13 protein-coding genes are annotated in these 16,801 nt (G+C 59.3%); 10 read left to right on the top strand and 3 right to left on the bottom strand.

Annotation, left to right across the window (positions count from 1 at the left end; translation table 11 throughout):
• Window positions 1-368 precede the first annotated feature (368 nt).
• The 3 genes from kup to KW825_RS01075 form a co-directional block, all read right to left on the bottom strand.
• Window positions 369-2,237 (bottom strand): low affinity potassium transporter Kup, encoded by a 1,869-nt coding sequence (gene kup / locus KW825_RS01085; RefSeq protein WP_218327928.1) that lies wholly within the window; start codon window positions 2,235-2,237, stop codon window positions 369-371.
• A gap of 874 nt (window positions 2,238-3,111) precedes the next feature.
• Entirely contained in the window at window positions 3,112-3,633 is a 522-nt protein-coding gene (locus KW825_RS01080) for a hypothetical protein (RefSeq protein WP_256353711.1), read from the bottom strand.
• 115 nt (window positions 3,634-3,748) lie between these two features.
• Entirely contained in the window at window positions 3,749-4,162 is a 414-nt protein-coding gene (locus tag KW825_RS01075; RefSeq protein WP_256353710.1) for an ASCH domain-containing protein, read from the bottom strand.
• A 231-nt stretch (window positions 4,163-4,393) separates the two neighbouring features.
• Between KW825_RS01075 and KW825_RS01070 the strand changes: the two genes are divergently transcribed.
• The 10 genes from KW825_RS01070 (at window position 4,394) to hemH (ending at window position 16,775) form a co-directional block, all read left to right on the top strand.
• A complete protein-coding gene (locus tag KW825_RS01070; RefSeq protein WP_218327926.1) occupies window positions 4,394-5,008 on the top strand; it encodes a hypothetical protein in 615 nt (204 codons plus the stop codon).
• Window positions 5,009-5,377: 369 nt separating this feature from the next.
• Entirely contained in the window at window positions 5,378-5,974 is a 597-nt protein-coding gene (locus KW825_RS01065) for a 4Fe-4S dicluster domain-containing protein (RefSeq protein WP_218327925.1), read from the top strand.
• A 73-nt stretch (window positions 5,975-6,047) separates the two neighbouring features.
• Window positions 6,048-8,192: a formate dehydrogenase subunit alpha gene (gene fdhF / locus KW825_RS01060; RefSeq protein ID WP_218327924.1), complete on the top strand. Its 2,145-nt coding sequence runs from the start codon at window positions 6,048-6,050 to the stop codon at window positions 8,190-8,192.
• Window positions 8,193-8,274: 82 nt separating this feature from the next.
• Window positions 8,275-8,673, top strand: a complete 399-nt coding sequence (locus KW825_RS01055; protein WP_218327923.1) for a hypothetical protein — start codon at window positions 8,275-8,277, stop codon at window positions 8,671-8,673.
• Window positions 8,674-9,012: 339 nt separating this feature from the next.
• Window positions 9,013-11,124, top strand: coding sequence for a sigma 54-interacting transcriptional regulator (locus KW825_RS01050; protein ID WP_218327922.1), 2,112 nt, complete (start codon window positions 9,013-9,015; stop codon window positions 11,122-11,124).
• An 11-nt stretch (window positions 11,125-11,135) separates the two neighbouring features.
• The gene (gene fdhD, locus KW825_RS01045; protein ID WP_218327921.1) at window positions 11,136-11,957 is read left to right on the top strand and encodes a formate dehydrogenase accessory sulfurtransferase FdhD; all 822 of its coding nucleotides are present in this window, start codon (window positions 11,136-11,138) and stop codon (window positions 11,955-11,957) included.
• A 173-nt stretch (window positions 11,958-12,130) separates the two neighbouring features.
• A complete protein-coding gene (gene recR / locus KW825_RS01040; protein WP_042653533.1) occupies window positions 12,131-12,733 on the top strand; it encodes a recombination mediator RecR in 603 nt (200 codons plus the stop codon).
• 146 nt (window positions 12,734-12,879) lie between these two features.
• Window positions 12,880-14,793, top strand: coding sequence for a molecular chaperone HtpG (htpG, locus tag KW825_RS01035; RefSeq protein WP_042653534.1), 1,914 nt, complete (start codon window positions 12,880-12,882; stop codon window positions 14,791-14,793).
• A gap of 257 nt (window positions 14,794-15,050) precedes the next feature.
• Window positions 15,051-15,695, top strand: coding sequence for an adenylate kinase (gene adk / locus KW825_RS01030; protein WP_042653535.1), 645 nt, complete (start codon window positions 15,051-15,053; stop codon window positions 15,693-15,695).
• 105 nt (window positions 15,696-15,800) lie between these two features.
• Window positions 15,801-16,775 (top strand): ferrochelatase, encoded by a 975-nt coding sequence (gene hemH / locus KW825_RS01025; protein ID WP_218327920.1) that lies wholly within the window; start codon window positions 15,801-15,803, stop codon window positions 16,773-16,775.
• Window positions 16,776-16,801: the final 26 nt, after the last annotated feature.

Raw genomic sequence — 16,801 nt, 5'->3', positions numbered from 1 at the left:
CGTGACGTTCGTCACTTGTGACGAAGGGGCGGACAGGGTTCGTCACACCAGGGTGCAGGAGCATGAGGAGGGCAATCTCGGCTAGCGGGGAAAAGAGAGGGAAGGTCTATGCCTCCCTCTTGTGTCTCAGGTGTACTTGCCAGGGACCGCAAGCAGGTTCGATTAGCGCAGCGTCATCGGACGCACGGGAACGCGAACATCCCGTCAGAGGGAAAGCAACCTTGCGATATCAGCGGTACGCTCCCTTCTCCCCTCGCGGGAGAAGGGCTGGGGATGAGGGGGTGGGCAATCTCGGTTAACGGCAAAAAAAGAGGGAGGCCAAAGCCTCCCTCTCTCTTGCTGGCGTTCTTTATGCCATCAGAATGCCATCAAATATCCACCTGCGAGCCCAGCTCGATCACCCGGTTGGGCGGGATCTCGAACTGATCCGGCGCCCGCAGGGCATTGCGTTGCAGCAGCATGAACAGCTGGCCACGCAGATAGAGGTACCAGGGGCGCTCCTTCATGATCAGCGACTCGTGGGCCATGAAGAAGGAGGTCTCCATCATGCGGCAGCTCAGGCCCTCCGCATTGCAGCGATGGAAGATCTCCTCCATGTTCGGGGTCTCGCGCCAGCCGTAGCTGGCCACCACCCGCCAGAAGGTGGGGGAGAGCTGCTCGATACAGACCCGGCGTACGTTGTGGACGTAGGGCACGTCCTCCACCCGCAGGGTGAGCAGAATGATCCGCTCGTGCAGCACCTTGTTGTGCTTGAGGTTGTGGAGCAGCGCATGGGGTATCACATTGACCACCCGCGACATATAGACGGCGGTGCCCGCCACCCGGGTCGGCGGGGATTTTTCCAGCGAGGCGATCATCGGCTCCAGCGAGTTGCCGTGCTCGTTCAGGCGGCGAATAAGCTGAAAGCGCTCGCTCTTCCAGCTGGTCATCAGGGTGAACATGACCGCGCCCAGGGTGAGGGGCAGCCAGCCGCCGGAGAAGATCTTGGCGAGGTTGGCGACAAAGAGCGGCACATCGATGGCCAGCAGCAGGGCGAACAGGGCGGCCACCAGATAGGGGTTCCAGTGCCAGCTGTTCTTCGCCACCGAACAGAAGAGGATAGAGGTGAGCACCATGGTGCCGGTCACGGCGATGCCATAGGCGGCCGCCAGATTGCTGGAGTGCTCGAAGCTCATGATGACGATCACCACTGAGACATAGAGCATCCAGTTGATGACCGGGATATAGATCTGGCCCGACTCCTGCTCGGAGGTGTGCACGATGCGGATGGGTGAGAGATAACCGAGCCGCACCGCCTGCCGAGTGAGGGAGAAGACCCCGGAGATCACCGCCTGCGAGGCGATCACCGTCGCCATGGTCGCCAGCAACAGCAGGGGCAGCAGCGCCCAGGTGGGGGCGAGCAGGAAGAAGGGGTTGGCGATGGCCTCGGGGTTGCCGAGCAACAGCGCGCCCTGGCCGAAGTAGTTGAGCACCAGCGACGGCAGCACCACCACAAACCAGGCGAGCCGGATCGGGTTCTTGCCGAAGTGACCCATGTCGGCATAGAGCGCTTCAACGCCGGTGATGGCCAGCACCACGGCGCCGAGGGCAAAGAAGGAGGTGGTCTGGTAAGTCATAAAGAAGCGCAGGGCCCAGACGGGGTTGAGCGCGCCCAGCACCTCGGGATTCTGGCTGATGCCGCGCAGGCCCAGCACCGCCAGGGTCAGAAACCAGGTCAGCATGATGGGGGCGAACAACTTGCCCACGGTGGCGGTGCCATGTTTCTGAATGGCAAACAGCAGGGTCAGCACCAGTACCGAGAGCGGCACTATGTAGGGATCCAGCGAGGGGGCCACTATCTTCAACCCCTCGATGGCCGACATCACCGACATGGCCGGGGTGATCACCACCTCGCCATAGAAGAAGCTGCCACCGATCAGCCCCAGAATGATCAATACAGGGGCCAGCCTCTCGGGGCTGTTGCGGGTCGCCAGCGACATCAGGGTCAGGATGCCCCCTTCACCGGCATTGTCGGCCCGCATCACGAAGGAGAGGTACTTGACCGAGACCACCAGGATCAGCAGCCAGAAGATCAGCGAGAGAAAGCCCAGGATGGAGGCGGGTTCGACCCCGAACCCGAATTGGCCCGACAGGCACTCGCGCAGGGTATAGAGCGGGCTGGTGCCGATATCGCCATAGACCACGCCGATCGCCGCCAGGGTGACGCCGGACAGGGCGGGTTTGTTATTGCAGTTCATGAAGTTGTCTTGTCAGTTTGATGCGGACATATTTGCCAGCACAGGGGCCCCGAGCTATCAGCTAACACAGAGAGTCGATCGGGAGGGGATCAATGAATGGTGATGGGAAAGGGAATCAACTGGATAGGAATAGGTTCATCATGGGGCACAGTCTGTTCATCTGCGATTCAGCTCATGATGACACAGAGTCTGTGGGAATAGGCCCTGATATAAATAATCAAAAGGGGCTTTTGAACGAGATTATTAATTACTCTGTGATTGACATAAACCCCTGAGCCGCGAGCAAGCGTTTGTTTTCTCTGAGTATCCATTTTGGCTAGTTTTTCCTATCAATCTGGCTGAAAAATAGACGATAAAATGCTGACCAATAAATTACCGGCTCGCGTCGCAAAGAGTGGGACGTGGGGAGGCAATGGGGTCTTTATTTAGTCTTTTGGTGGAGAAATAGCAGGGAAGGGGCCGCCACGACGGCAGTCACTATAAAACGGAGAGAAAAATGGGGGGGTATAAAATAAGGATGTAATAAACGAAGTGAATTGCACCACTCATCAAATATCTTAGAGCAGCGCAATGTGCTGCGGTTATTACATCCTACGCTACTGAATCTACATGGTGGCCTTTTCGTGTCGCGAATGGAGAAAATAGGGGTAGGATGGATATGTGCGAGTCAAAAATAACTAAGCTGTATAAATAAAAGTGATTCACTGTATTTAAATATGGAGCGTGGTAACGGGCTGACAGGTGTCTAACCGTGGCATTAGTCACTTATGACGAAGTGGCCGTCATGCAGGGGAACGGCCACTATGATCGGAGGGCGTTAGTAGAACCTGGAACAATAAACATAGGGGCAATAAGAGCATTACCCCCTACATCATCATGCCTGCGGTTTGGTATCCGGCAGACAGTCTGCGAATGCTTGTTGAATACTTGGAATTTTCCCTTGTTGGGCACCACCACCATGCAATATGACTAATAACATGCCCACCATGACCGATACACCATTAGATATTCTAATCATCTGTTCCAAGAGAGGTAGTGGATAACCTTTGCTGTGCCGGTGAATGGCATGAATCCCACTATGGATAAATGAACTTAGGGGCCTCCAGGAATATTCTTTGAACTCCAGCAGCATATCTAATGGCTCCTGTGGGGCTTTTCCTTGTAACTGCTCGAGCATTTTGCTGAGCATAGGGAGCGAATTAGCGCTATTGGCTGTTTCGTGAGTCAACTCGCGGGTTAACTTTGCAACCTCAGTGTCAGACGCGGCGTAAAGAAGCCAGATTGCCCTAACTAACGCTTCATATTGCAGGCGAACAAGTCCGGTAGCGGAGGTCAGGTTACCTGCCGATATGAGTATTTTTGCGCTTTCAGCATGTTCAAACGCAATGCTACACATGATCCTGCTCGCCATTATTCTGCCAGACCTATCGAATGGTTCGAGTGCAAGAAACTCCAAAAGCTGACTTTCAAGTTCCGCAGAGCGAGATAGAAGATAGTTTATCAACTGTGGCCTACTTATGAACTTCAGATTTAGAAGGGGGTTCTTTCTGATTCTTTTGCTGATGCTCAGAGAGAACAAAATCTACGTCATATAGCTTTCTCTTGGCGGGTATAACCTGCTCACCTGAAAGAGGACGAATATTTGACAGGCACCAGGCCCAATAGCCAGGTTCCCAGCCACTTGCACAGGCTGCTGCCACTTCAGATGGTTGCCATTCATGGACCTCTTCAACATCCACTATTGCAACCGCCCGGCCATCCAGATCAATGGGATTGTCAATAGATAGGAATGTTGAGTTTTCGACAATCAAGAGATTTCGAATGGGAAGAGATGCCGGACGCCAAGAGCGGATTTCAAGGCCCTTATTACCTGATGCCACATTTAAACCATGTGGACTGACGATAGAGAGTGCGAGCATAAACATCCCTTTGTCTTACAACCATTAGTTTTAGGTTGTTAAGTAGTTCATCATAGTCATGCGGGTTAAAAAATCGAAAGTGAGTTAAGGTTAAAATATGACCCAGATCAAGAAATTACTTATCTGTTGGTGATTGTCTGTCTGCTTCTTTTTTATAAGGTATCCATTGGCATCACGAGTCGATAGATTAAATGCATCTTTTTTCGTGCCAGAGATGACCTGACAGTAGGAACATAAATGAGCATTGGTTTGATGATAGTTTTGAAAAGATTCTTCAGAAGGAAAGAAACTATTAAGTCTTTGGGTATGGACGATGTTTTCAAGGGCTCTGGTTTTTCTGATGTACCGCCTCATATCTTCAATCGATATCCTGCGCCACTGCCACCAGATAAAAAATTTGAAGCCTATCAGGTACGTTTTCTGGTATCGGTGGAGTATCTGGAGCGCTTGTTCCAAGTGTTCATGCAGGCAGGCTATGTGGTTGATCCTGAATTGAATACTCAGGTCATGATGAAAAGCTCGCAGGAGACGGCGGCTAGGAAAGCCATGCTCTTTTTGAACCCGGCATTTGCTGGAGTCCTCGTCTCGTTTGCGAGCAATGATCTCGATGTTCTCGAGGCTATGCAGTGCAGCATCTGGATCCCCCCGCAGCCGGCGGAGTCATTCCCTTGGCTCGACCCTCAAAGTTTGGGGTCACTACAGGGGGATGTGGAATATTGGTGGAATCATCTTTGGCTGCCCTTCTGGGTTTCGCTAAGCCTGAAAGAACAGGCTGATTTTGCGCTAGAGCCGGAGTGGCGTGAATTTATGGAAAGCCATCATATATCGGATGATCCCGTGGTCGCGGGTTAGCATTTCTCCTCTCTCTACCCTGTTTTACTAAAGTCAGCATTCCCGCAATGCTGGCCTTGTCCTTTTCTGCCCCACATCGTAACCGCGTGTTTGTGAACGGTTGTCAAAGCTCGAGTTGGTGGGGCTGTCACTCTGTGTCGAGCTCGTCACTTTTGTCGTGTCGATCGCCGTGTCTGGTCCCTGTCGTCATCGTCACCCTCCTAATAAAGCAGGGCTGCCATCCTGATTACTCCTTTATTTTCAGATGCTTGTGAACTTTATCCCACGTCTGGCCTGAGTTGGTCTGATTAATGCCTAGTGGGATGGCTGGCCTGTCTCCCCTGTGAGCCTGGCCGGCAGGGTGTAACGAAACATTTAGGATCCCTCTCTATGAACAGCTTCGTGATTGCCGATCCCAGTCTCTGTATTGGGTGTCGTACCTGTGAGGTGGCCTGCGCCGTGTCACACCAGTCAGCGTCCTGCGCGGGCACCGTTGAGCGGGAGGGCGGTCTGCGTCTTGCCATCGAAGATGGACATCTGGTCTCAAAGGACAGCTATTTTCAGCCCCGCCTGAAGGTGGTGGTGGGCAGCAAGGTGACCACGCCGGTGCTCTGCCGCCAGTGTGAAGACAAGCCCTGTGCCAAGGCTTGCCCCAACAACGCCATCGTCACCGAGGATGGCCACGTCAAGGTCTATCAGGCGCGCTGCATCGGCTGCAAATCCTGTGTGGTGGCCTGCCCCTACGGCGCCATGAACGTGGTGGTGAAAGAGGTGTCCCCCGCGGCCGGTGCGCTGTTCAAGGGAGTGCAAACCAAGGCGCTGGCCTTGAAGTGCGATCTCTGCAGCCATCGCGAGGGGGGCCCGGCCTGCGTCGAGGTGTGCCCCACCCAGGCGCTGCGGCTGGTGACCCCACAGAGTCTGGCGACCCTGAGCCGGCAAAAACAGCTGGCCAGCGCCGAGGCCATGCCGTCCAGTCAGCGGGCATAGGCCCAGAGCCGGAGGATGGTGCTCGCTGGGCCGCCATCCCGCCGTTTATCGTTAACAAACAAGAGTGCGACTCATGAAAAAAGTCATTACCGTCTGCCCCTATTGCGGCACCGGTTGCAAGATCAACCTGCTGGTTGAAAACGACAAGGTGGTGGGGGCCGAAGGCGCCAACGGCCGGACCAACGAGGGGCAACTCTGCCTCAAGGGTTACTACGGTTGGGACTTCCTCAACGACACCAACCTGCTGACCCCCCGTCTCAAGAACCCGATGATCCGCCGCGAGCGCGGTGGCAAGCTCGAAGCCGTCTCCTGGGATGAGGCCATTGGCTTTGCCAGCAGTCGTCTCTCCGCCATCAAGGCGAAGTACGGTGCCGACGCCATCATGACCACAGGCTCCGCCCGCGGTCCCGGCAACGAAGCCAACTATGTGATGCAAAAATTTGCCCGCGCCGTGATTGGGACGAACAACGTCGATCACTGCGCGAGGGTGTGACACGCACCCTCAGTCTCCGGTCTGGAGACAACTGTAGGTAACGGCGCCATGAGCAACGCCATTCCCGAAATTCAAGAGACCAAGTGCCTGCTGGTGTTTGGTTACAATGCTGCCGACTCCCATCCCATAGTGGCGCGCCACATCCTCAAGGCGAAAGCCAAGGGTGCCAAGGTGATCGTCTGTGATCCGCGCATGGTGGAAACCGCCCGCATCGCCGATCAGTGGTTGCCGCTGAAAAACGGCTCCAACATGGCGCTGGTCAATGCCTTCGGCAACGTGCTGATCGCCGAGAACCTCTATGACAAGGCGTTCGTCGCCAACTACACCGAAGGTTTCGATACCTTCAAGGCCACCGTGGCCAAGTACACCCCGGAATACGTGGAGGAGATCACCGGCCTCAAGGCGGCGGATATCCGCGCGGCCATTCGCACCTATGCCGAGTCACCCGCCTCCATGATCCTGTGGGGCATGGGCGTGACCCAGTACGGTCAGGCGGTGGACGTGGTGAAAGGCTTGGCGGGGCTGGCCCTGCTGACCGGCAACTTCGGTCGTCGCGGCACCGGCTGCGGCCCGGTGCGCGGTCAGAACAACGTGCAGGGCACCTGCGACATGGGGATGCTGCCGCACCAGTTCCCGGGCTATCAGTCCGTGGCCGATCCCGCCATCAGCGCCAACTTTGCCAAGGCGTGGGGCGTGGAATCGCTGTCCCAGAAACCGGGTTATCGCTTGACCGAGCTCAGCCACAAGGTGGAGGAGGGCAAGTGCAAGGCCTTCTACATCTTCGGCGAAGACCCGGCCCAGACTGAAGCCGACCTGGCCCAGTTCAGGCGTACCCTGGGTGGCATGGAGCTGGTGATAGTGCAGGACATCTTCATGACCCAGACCGCCGAGATGGCCGACGTCATCCTGCCCGCCACCAGTTGGGGCGAGCACGAGGGGGTCTACAGCTCGGCGGATCGCGGCTTCCAGCGCTTCTACAAGGCGGTCACCCCGCCCGACAACGTGAAGCCGGACTGGGCGATCTTCTCGCTGATGGCCAGCGCCATGGGGTATCCCATGGAGTATCGCGACACCCAGCAGATCTGGGACGAGATGCGCGCGCTCTGCCCGCTCTATACCGGGGTCAGCTACGACAAGATGGCGGATCTCAAGAGTGTGCAGTGGCCCTGTCCGACCGAGGATCACCCGGGCACCAGCACCCTGTTCGAGGGCAATGTGTTCACCACCCCGAGCGGCAAGGGGCAGCTGATCGCCTCCGAGTGGCGGCCGCCGCTGGAGCAGCCCTGTGCGGATTACCCGCTGGTGCTCTCCACGGTGCGGGAGGTGGGTCACTACTCCTGCCGCTCCATGACCGGCAACTGCTCGGCGCTGCAGACCCTGGCCGATGAGCCTGGCTATGTGCAGATCCACCCGAGCGATGCACAGAAGCTCGGGGTGAAGGATCAGGCGCTGGTCTGGATCTCGTCCCGGCGCGGCAAGGTGATTACCAGGGCGAACTACAACGACAGGGTCAACGCCGGTGTGGTCTACATGACCTACCAGTGGTGGATCGGGGCCTGCAACGAGCTCACCATAGAGCACGTGGACCCGGTCTCTTACACCCCAGAGTACAAGTACTGCGCGGTGAAAATTGAGCGTATTGAGAATCAGCCTGAGGCGGAGAATTATGTCCAGACTGAATACAGTGCACTCAAGGCGAAATTGCGCAGCGCCGCCAAAGGCTAATCAGCGTTAAATAAAGTGGATCCAGGCTCTGTTCACAGGGCCCGGATCCCCTCATCCTTTTTTCAGCGGGCAGGTGTCCATCATGAAAAATGAATTAAATGTCTCGTTCGGGATCTTTTACGTTTCCGCCTATTTATTGGTGATGTTATTGGGGGTCGGCTGCTATCTGTGGTACGACGAATTGATATTCTTGCTGGGCTTTGGATTCTTCGGCTGTTTCATCGCCGCGCGGATCGCCATGGGGGCCGTGCTGGCGTCGCTGAGCGTGCAGGTGGCCTGGCTCATCGCCTTCCTCTCCACCACCCTGATCAACAGCCTGCTGATGGGCCTGGTTGCGTTGATGATCTACCTGAGTCATCAGGCGGTATCTGAAGAAATATCCGATAATATCAGTGGGTTATTGGTTGCCTTTCAGCTGCTGTCGGCCGGCTTCATCTTCGGCGGCCTCAAGCTGCACAACTACCAGCTGAGTTCCTCCTGAGGGCGACCACGGGCAGGGGTTGGGAACGGGAATCATCCGGCCAGGGCCGGCCGCTTACCACATTCATGATGGCGATATATTGATGATTGCCAATAAATAGCTGCGACGGCTGATGAATATTGCCCAGGGCCGCTTGGTTGTAATGACGGCGGGGCTACTTTATTATGCGAACACCAGCGCGATGCTATTTCTAGATATGTTAGTTTTTATAATTAAGCGTTAATTTTTTAAAAATTAATTATAACATCTGACGGAGTTGGCTGACTTATTGTTTACCGTCGTCGCTGACCGCAATTTGCCTGCAACTTGTTGCTTATACAGATGTAATGCGAGGCCAGAATGCTGAATGTGAGTGCCATTCCGTTGACCGACATCTCACCCATCTGGGATGACGGTTTTCTCTCTCTCTCCAAGAACCTGCTCTCCGCCGTCACCCTGGATGATTTCATCAAGAAGTTGAACCGGATCGATGCCTGCTTCGGCGGCGTGACCCGGGTCAACCTGATCCTCAACCTGGGCACCGGGGAGGAGGCGGTCTGCTACTTCATGGGGGGGCAGGGGCCACAGCACCTGATCTGCCACAAGGCCGATCTGCATTTCTCCAAGGAGCAGGCCATCATACTGCCAGCGGCCCGCTTCATGAATCGCTGCGCCAAGCTCGCCAGCACCCCTGTCTACGACGGCTTGCAATCCTACTGCCAGTTGCCCATTACCACGGCCCGCAGCCACCTGGGCGGCATCGAGTTCATCAGCACCGAGGCGAACGCCTTCCCGATGGAAACCCTGGCCAAGCTGACCCAGCTCGCGGCCATCGTCGCCATCGCGCTGGAGAACGTGCTGGACAAGGAGCGCACCCTGGAGCAGGCCAACTCCCTGCGCCTCGAGCGCGACAGCTGCAAGATCCTGGTGGACGTCACCAACGCGGTGATCAAGTTGGTGCGCATCGCCGAGCTGCCGAAGAGCCTGTTCACCATACTGCAGCACCACTTCTCCATCAGCAGCCTCTGCCTCGCGGAGTACAACGCCACCTCCGACAGCTTCAAGAGCTATCTGGTCAATCAGCAGGCCTGCGATGCGCCCGGCATCATCAACCACTCCTGCTTCGAGAAGAACTGCCTGCAGGGGGCCCTCGGCCACAGCGAGCCCTTCTTCATCTACCGGGAGCAGGGCCACGGCTGCAACGCGAGCTGCCGCTTCACCTCCCAGATCCTGCCGGCCGATGCGGACAGCTCCTGCATCCTGCCGCTGCGTTATCGCGGCAACCTGCTGGGGGTGCTGATCCTCTCCCATCCCCAGGCTGACTTCTTCGCCGACATCGACATCTCCCTGCTGGAGCAGGTGGCGGCGCGCACCGCGATTGCCATGAACAACGTGCAGGCGCAGCAGGAGATCTCCAACACCAACGGCGCTAAGGAGAAGACCATCAGGGTCGCCGAGCTGCCGTCCAGCGCCGACTTTGCCAACATCATCTACCAGAGCGCCGCCATGGAGGCGGTGCTGGAGAAGGTGAGGCTGGTGGCCCAGAGCGACTGCTCGGTGTTGATCCTGGGGGAGACAGGCACCGGCAAGGAGCTGATCGCCCAGGCCATCCATCGGCTGAGCGCCCGCCGCGAGCAGGAGATGGTGAAGGTGAACTGCGCCGCCATCCCCACCGGCCTCATCGAGAGCGACCTGTTCGGCCACGAGAAGGGGGCCTTCACCGGCGCCCTGACCCAGCGCATCGGTCGCTTCGAGCGGGCCCACAAGGGCACCCTCTTCCTCGACGAGGTGGGGGACATGCCGCTCGACCTGCAACCCAAGCTGCTGCGGGTGCTGCAGGAGCACGAGCTGGAGCGGGTCGGCAACAGCAACCCCATCGCCATCGATGTGCGGCTGGTGGCGGCCACCAACTGCGACCTGCTCTCCATGGTCAAGAACAAGCGCTTTCGCAGCGATCTCTACTACCGGCTCAACGTCTTCCCCATCGAGCTGCCGCCCCTGCGCGAGCGGCGCGAAGACATACCGCTCTTGGTCAACTTCTTCATCAAGAAGATCGCCAGGCGGATGCGGCGCAACATCACCTCGATCCCGGCCGATGCCATGAAGATGCTGGTCTCCTTGCCCTGGTACGGCAACATCCGCGAGCTGGAAAACATCATAGAGCGGGCCGTGGTGATGACCCGCGGCCATGTGCTCAACCTCTCCCCCGACGAGCTGATGCCGCTCAAGGGCTACCACAAGATCGAGACCCTGGTCTATGACGAGCCGGCGCCGACCCTGTTCCGGGAGAGCCAGGGCCAGCCTGACGAGGGGGATGAGCGCCAGCGCATCATCGACACCCTGCGCGAGTGCAACGGCATCGTCGCCGGGGATCGGGGCGCCGCCCAGCGGCTCGGCATGAAGCGCACCACCCTGCTGTCGAAGATGAAGCGGCTCGGTATCTCGGCGAAAGCCCCCCAGATCCTCGACTAAGGGGCACCCAGATGTTGTCAGATACCGAAACCCCGCTGCACGAGCTGTGCGCACGGCGCGAGGTGGTTCACTATCAGCGGCGTGGCGTCACCACGGACGGCGCCATGCTGCTGCCCTGCGAAACCCCGGTGGCGCTGGTCTACAACGGCATCGCCCACACCGTGATGATGTGCAGTCCCACCGAGCTGGAGGACTTCGCCATCGGCTTCTCGCTGTCCGAGGGGATCATCGACAGCCTGCAGGACATCCACGACATCGAGCAGGTCGCCAGCTGTCAGGGCATCGAGGTGCATGTCACCCTGGCCAATCGCTGCGTCCATCGCCTCAAGGAGAAGCGCCGCACCCTGACCGGCCGCACCGGCTGCGGCATCTGTGGCAGCGAGAGCCTGGATCAGGTGGTGCGCACCCTGCCGCGGCTGCCCGACAGCCAGCGCCTCGAGGTGACCCTGATCGACAAGGTGCTGGAGACCCTGCGCCCCCTGCAGCTGCTGGGGCAGAGCACAGGCGCCACCCATGCCGCCGTGCACCTGGACGGGGCGGGCAACATCCTGGCCATTCGCGAGGACGTGGGCCGCCACATCGCGCTCGACAAGCTGGTGGGCCACCTGTGCCGCAGCGGTCGGCGCGATGGCGCCATCCTGGTGACCAGCCGCGCCAGCTTCGAGATGGTGCAAAAATGCGCCAGCGCCGGCATCGAGATCCTGCTCGCCATCTCGGCGGCCACCGAGCTCGCGGTGGAGCGGGCGGAGCAGACCGGCCTCACCCTGGTGGGCTTCTGTCGCCCCGGCCGGGCCGAGATCTACAGCGGTCGCCAGCGCATCAGCCTGGGCTAAGCCGCACAAACAGCTCCCCCGTTTCGTCGGCCCCGTCTCGTCAGGTGATTGGCGCTCGGGGCCGGCTCGGGTATAGTCCTGCGCCAACAAGATAGGTTCGGATGGCCGAGCCTGTGGCTGCCCGCCAGCAGTCACGGCCTCTGCCCATTCGACGCGGCTTCAAAGGATATCCCATGAAATTCAGTCCCCTGCTCGATGAGATGATGAAGGCGCTGCAGGTGCTGCCGGGCGTCGGCCCCAAGTCGGCCCAGCGCATGGCGTTCACCCTGCTCGAGCGCGAGCGCAGCGGCGGCCTGCGCCTGGCCCAGCTGCTCAATCGGGCGCTGACCGAGATAGGTCACTGCAGCCACTGCCGCACCTTCACCGAGAACGATCTCTGCGAGATCTGCGCCAATCCCAAGCGCGAGGAGAGCGGCCTGCTGTGCGTGGTGGAGAGCCCGGCGGACGTGGCCGCCATCGAACACACCGGCCAGTTCTCCGGCCGCTATTTCGTGCTGATGGGGCACCTGTCACCGCTCGATGGCATAGGGCCGGAGGAGCTGGGGCTCGAGATCCTGGAGCGCCGTCTGAAGGATGAGTCCATCAGCGAGCTGATCCTGGCCACCAACCCCACCATAGAGGGGGACGCCACCGCCTGGTACATCGCCGACATGGCCCGCGCCGCCGGCGTCGAGGTGAGCCGAATCGCCCACGGCGTGCCGGTGGGGGGCGAGCTGGAGCTGGTGGATGGCACTACCCTGTCTCACTCCCTGATGGGGCGGCAGCGGCTGAAATAACCGGTCTGGGAGTCGGCCAAAAAACCGGCGTTTGATGCCGTAATGAGGGGCGAGTGAGCAAGATTGCACACTCGCCCCTTGATATTTGGTGGGCCAGCCCCATCTAGGTTGGGAATCTGTTCAACCGACGTTTTGAGGATTGGTCGATGACCCAAAGTGTTCACGCCGAAACCCACGGCTTTCAAACCGAAGTCAAACAACTGCTGAGCCTGATGGCTCACAGCCTCTACTCCAACAAAGAAGTATTCCTGCGCGAGCTGATCTCCAACGCCTCAGATGCGGCGGACAAGCTGCGCTTCAAGGCGCTTTCCGATGCCTCTTTGTTCGAAAACGACGGCCAGCTGCGCGTGCGCCTGGTGGTGGACAAAGAGAACAAGACCCTGACCATCTCGGATAACGGCATCGGCATGACCCGGGATCAGGTGATCGAGCACCTTGGCACCATCGCCAAGTCCGGCACCGCCGACTTCTTCAAGCACCTGTCCGGCGATCAGGGCAAGGACTCCCAGCTGATCGGTCAGTTCGGGGTCGGCTTCTACTCCGCCTTCATCGTCGCCGACAAGGTGACCGTGATCTCCCGCGCCGCCGGCACCGAGCCGAGCCAGGGCGTGCAGTGGGAATCGGAAGGTGAAGGCTCCTTCACCGTCGCCGACGTGACCAAAGAGGGTCGCGGTACCGACGTCATCCTGCACCTGCGTGCCGAGGAAGAAGAGTTCCTGGACGACTGGCGCCTGCGCGCCGTGGTCGCCAAGTATTCCGACCACATCTCGGTGCCGGTGGAGATGTACAAGGAGGGCACCCCGGATCGGGAAGAAGACGGTGAAACCATCGTCGGCACCCCGGGCGAGTGGGAGCAGGTCAACCGCGCCACCGCACTCTGGACCCGCAATCCGAAGGACATCAAGGATGAGGAGTACCAGGAGTTCTACAAGCACGTCGCCCACGACTTCGAGGATCCGCTGCTGTGGGGTCACAACCGGGTGGAAGGGGCGCAGGAGTACACCAGCCTGCTCTACGTGCCGGCCCGCGCACCGTTCGATCTCTACAACCGCGAGCAGAAGCACGGCCTGAAGCTCTACGTACAACGCGTCTTCATCATGGATGACGCCGAGCAGTTTATGCCGACCTACCTGCGCTTCGTGAAAGGGGTGCTGGATTCCAACGATCTGCCGCTCAACGTCAGCCGCGAGATCCTGCAGGACAACAAGGTCACCGCCTCCCTGCGCAAGGCTTGCTCCAAGCGCGTCCTGACCATGCTCAACAAGCTGGCCAAGGATGACGGCGAGAAGTACGCCAAGTTCTGGAGCGAGTTCGGCAACGTGCTCAAAGAGGGCCCGGCCGAGGATTACGCGAACCGCGAGGAGATCGCGAAGCTCTTGCGCTTCGCCAGCACCGCCGGCGAGGGCGAAGCTCAGACGGTCTCCCTTGAGGATTACGTTGGCCGCATGAAGGAAGGCCAGCAGAAGATTTACTACATCACCGCCGACAGCTTCGCCGCGGCCAAGAACAGCCCGCACCTCGAGATCTTCCGCAAGAAGGGCGTCGAAGTGCTGCTGATGTGGGAGCGGGTGGACGAGTGGCTGATGAGCCACCTCACCGAGTTCGACGGCAAGCAGCTGGTCTCCGTCACTCGTGGCGAGCTGGACCTGGGCGAGCTGGAAGACGAAGCGGCCAAGCAGGCGCAGGAGGAGGCCGAGAAGGCCAATGCCGGTCTGGTTGAGCGGGTCAAGAGCAGCCTCGGCGAGGCGGTGAAAGAGGTGCGTGTCACCCACCGTCTGACCGACTCACCGTCCTGCATCGTCACCGACGACCACGGCATGAGCACCCAGATGATCAAGCTGATGCGCGCAGCCGGCCAGCCGGTACCGGAGCAGAAGTACATCCTGGAGCTCAACCCGGACCATGCGCTGGTGAAGAAGCTCGACACCATCACCGACGACAACCTGTTCGGTGAGTGGGTCAGCCTCTTGCACGAGCAGGCCCAGCTGGCGGAGCAGGGCGGTCTCAATGACCCGGCCAGCTTCGTGTCTCGAGTCAACCGTCTGCTACTCCAGGCGTGATGGCGCAGGCCCACTGTGATGCAGTGGGCCTTTTTATTGGGCGCTCGCTGCCGATGGGGCGGGCGCCTCGTCAGTTGATGGATTGCTGAATTTTCAATCACTTTTTGTGTACGGGCCCTGCGCCTTAAGTCGCATCGCCAGCGCGTACACATGGTGATAATGTGGGCACTCACACGGGGCAAGCTTGTTAAAACGGGCGAAACCGTGTAGTTTTTTGCCTTCTCAAGAATTGAATAACCAATCAATTAGGAGCGTGTATGCGCATTGTTCTGTTGGGAGCACCGGGTGCCGGTAAAGGTACCCAGGCTCAGTTCATCATGGAAAAACACGGTATTCCGCAGATCTCCACCGGCGACATGCTGCGTGCGGCGATCAAGGCGGGCACCGAGCTGGGCCTCAAGGCCAAGGCCGTGATGGACGCAGGTCAGCTCGTCTCCGACGACATCATCATCGGCCTGGTCAAAGAGCGTATCGCCCAACCGGATTGCGCCAACGGCTTCTTGCTGGACGGCTTCCCCCGCACCATTCCCCAGGCGCAAGCCATGAAGGAAGCCGGTGTGGTGGTGGACTTCGTACTGGAATTCGCGGTGCCGGACGAAGAGATCGTCAAGCGCATGAGCGGCCGCCGTGTTCACTCCGGCTCCGGTCGTACCTACCACCTGGTGTTCAACCCGCCGAAAGTGGAAGGCAAGGATGACGTGACCGGCGAGGATCTGGTGATCCGTGCCGACGACGAAGAGACCACGGTGCGCAAGCGCCTGGATGTCTACCATCAGCAGACTGCGCCGCTGATCGGTTTCTACGGCAAGGAAGCGGAAGCGGGCAACACCCGTTACGTCAAGATCGACGGCACCCAGCCGGTGGACGTCGTCAGCCAGCAGCTGGCGGCCATCCTGGGCTAAGTCTGCCCATTGTCGGTTGACAAGACAGCCTGAAGAAAGGGTCCATCCAGGGCCCTTTATTGCATCATAACAAGAACGACAAAAATAGAACGACAGGAAGCTAACGTGACCACGAAAACCGGGATCTTGCTAGTCAATCTGGGGACGCCAGCCGCACCGACCACGGCGGCCGTCAAGGCCTTCCTCAGCCAGTTCCTCCAGGACCCGCGGGTGGTCGAGATACCCCGCCTGCTGTGGTCGCCGCTGCTCACCTTCGCCATACTGCCGTTCCGTGCCCCCAGGGTTGCCAAGCTCTACCAGCAGATCTGGACCGAGCAGGGCTCACCGCTGATGGCCATCAGCCAGCGTCAGCGCGATGCCCTGGAGCAGGAGCTCAAGCGCGAAGGGGTGGAGGTGCCCGTGGTGCTCGCCATGACCTATGGCAGCCCCTCGCTCAGCGATGGTTGGCAGGCGCTCAAGGCGCAGGGCGTCAACCGGGTGATACTGCTGCCGCTCTATCCCCAATATGCCGCCAGCACCACGGCCGCGGTGTTCGACGGCTGGGCGCGGGTGATGAAAAGCGAGCGCCACCTACCGGTGATGCGCCTCATCCGTGACTACCATAATCACCCCGAATACATTCAGGCGCTGGCCATGAGCGTGCGCCGCCAGTGGGAGCAGCAGGGCCAGGGTGAGCACCTGCTGATGTCGTTCCACGGCATCCCCCAGCGCTGCGAGGACGAGGGGGATCCCTATGGTCACCAGTGCCGCCGCACCGCGACCCTGCTGGCCGAGGCACTCAACCTGGCCCCCGAGCAGTGGAGCGCCAGCTTCCAGTCCCGCTTCGGCAAGCAGGAGTGGCTCAAGCCTTACACCGACGCCACCATCACGGCGCTGGCCGGCCAGGGGATCAAGCGGCTCGATGTGATCTGCCCGGCGTTCTCGGCCGATTGCCTCGAGACCCTGGAGGAGATCCAGGTCGAGAACCGCGCCCTCTTCATCGAGGGGGGGGGAGAGCAGTTCCACTACATTCCTGCGCTCAACAGCGATCAGGCCCATATCCGCATGATGGTGTCGCTCATCTGCCGCGAGCTGGCATGATGATGCGCTCCATGTCGCGCACGGCT

This window comes from Aeromonas sp. sif2433 (assembly GCF_019218705.1).
GTDB lineage: Bacteria > Pseudomonadota > Gammaproteobacteria > Enterobacterales > Aeromonadaceae > Aeromonas > Aeromonas encheleia.
Note: the sequence above shows the minus strand (reverse complement) of the source record. Positions and strands in the feature narration are given on the sequence as shown.

What these genes read in the sequence shown, in the direction of transcription:
- kup (WP_218327928.1), bottom strand. Translation starts at nt 2,237, where the DNA reads ATGAACTGCAATAACAAACCCGCCCTGTCCGGCGTCACCCTGGCGGCG.
- KW825_RS01075 (WP_256353710.1), bottom strand. Translation starts at nt 4,162, where the DNA reads ATGTTTATGCTCGCACTCTCTATCGTCAGTCCACATGGTTTAAATGTG.
- KW825_RS01050 (WP_218327922.1), top strand. Translation starts at nt 9,013, where the DNA reads ATGCTGAATGTGAGTGCCATTCCGTTGACCGACATCTCACCCATCTGG.
- KW825_RS01070 (WP_218327926.1), top strand. Translation starts at nt 4,394, where the DNA reads ATGAGCATTGGTTTGATGATAGTTTTGAAAAGATTCTTCAGAAGGAAA.
- htpG (WP_042653534.1), top strand. Translation starts at nt 12,880, where the DNA reads ATGACCCAAAGTGTTCACGCCGAAACCCACGGCTTTCAAACCGAAGTC.
- KW825_RS01055 (WP_218327923.1), top strand. Translation starts at nt 8,275, where the DNA reads ATGAAAAATGAATTAAATGTCTCGTTCGGGATCTTTTACGTTTCCGCC.
- fdhD (WP_218327921.1), top strand. Translation starts at nt 11,136, where the DNA reads ATGTTGTCAGATACCGAAACCCCGCTGCACGAGCTGTGCGCACGGCGC.
- adk (WP_042653535.1), top strand. Translation starts at nt 15,051, where the DNA reads ATGCGCATTGTTCTGTTGGGAGCACCGGGTGCCGGTAAAGGTACCCAG.
- KW825_RS01065 (WP_218327925.1), top strand. Translation starts at nt 5,378, where the DNA reads ATGAACAGCTTCGTGATTGCCGATCCCAGTCTCTGTATTGGGTGTCGT.
- KW825_RS01080 (WP_256353711.1), bottom strand. Translation starts at nt 3,633, where the DNA reads ATGTGTAGCATTGCGTTTGAACATGCTGAAAGCGCAAAAATACTCATA.
- recR (WP_042653533.1), top strand. Translation starts at nt 12,131, where the DNA reads ATGAAATTCAGTCCCCTGCTCGATGAGATGATGAAGGCGCTGCAGGTG.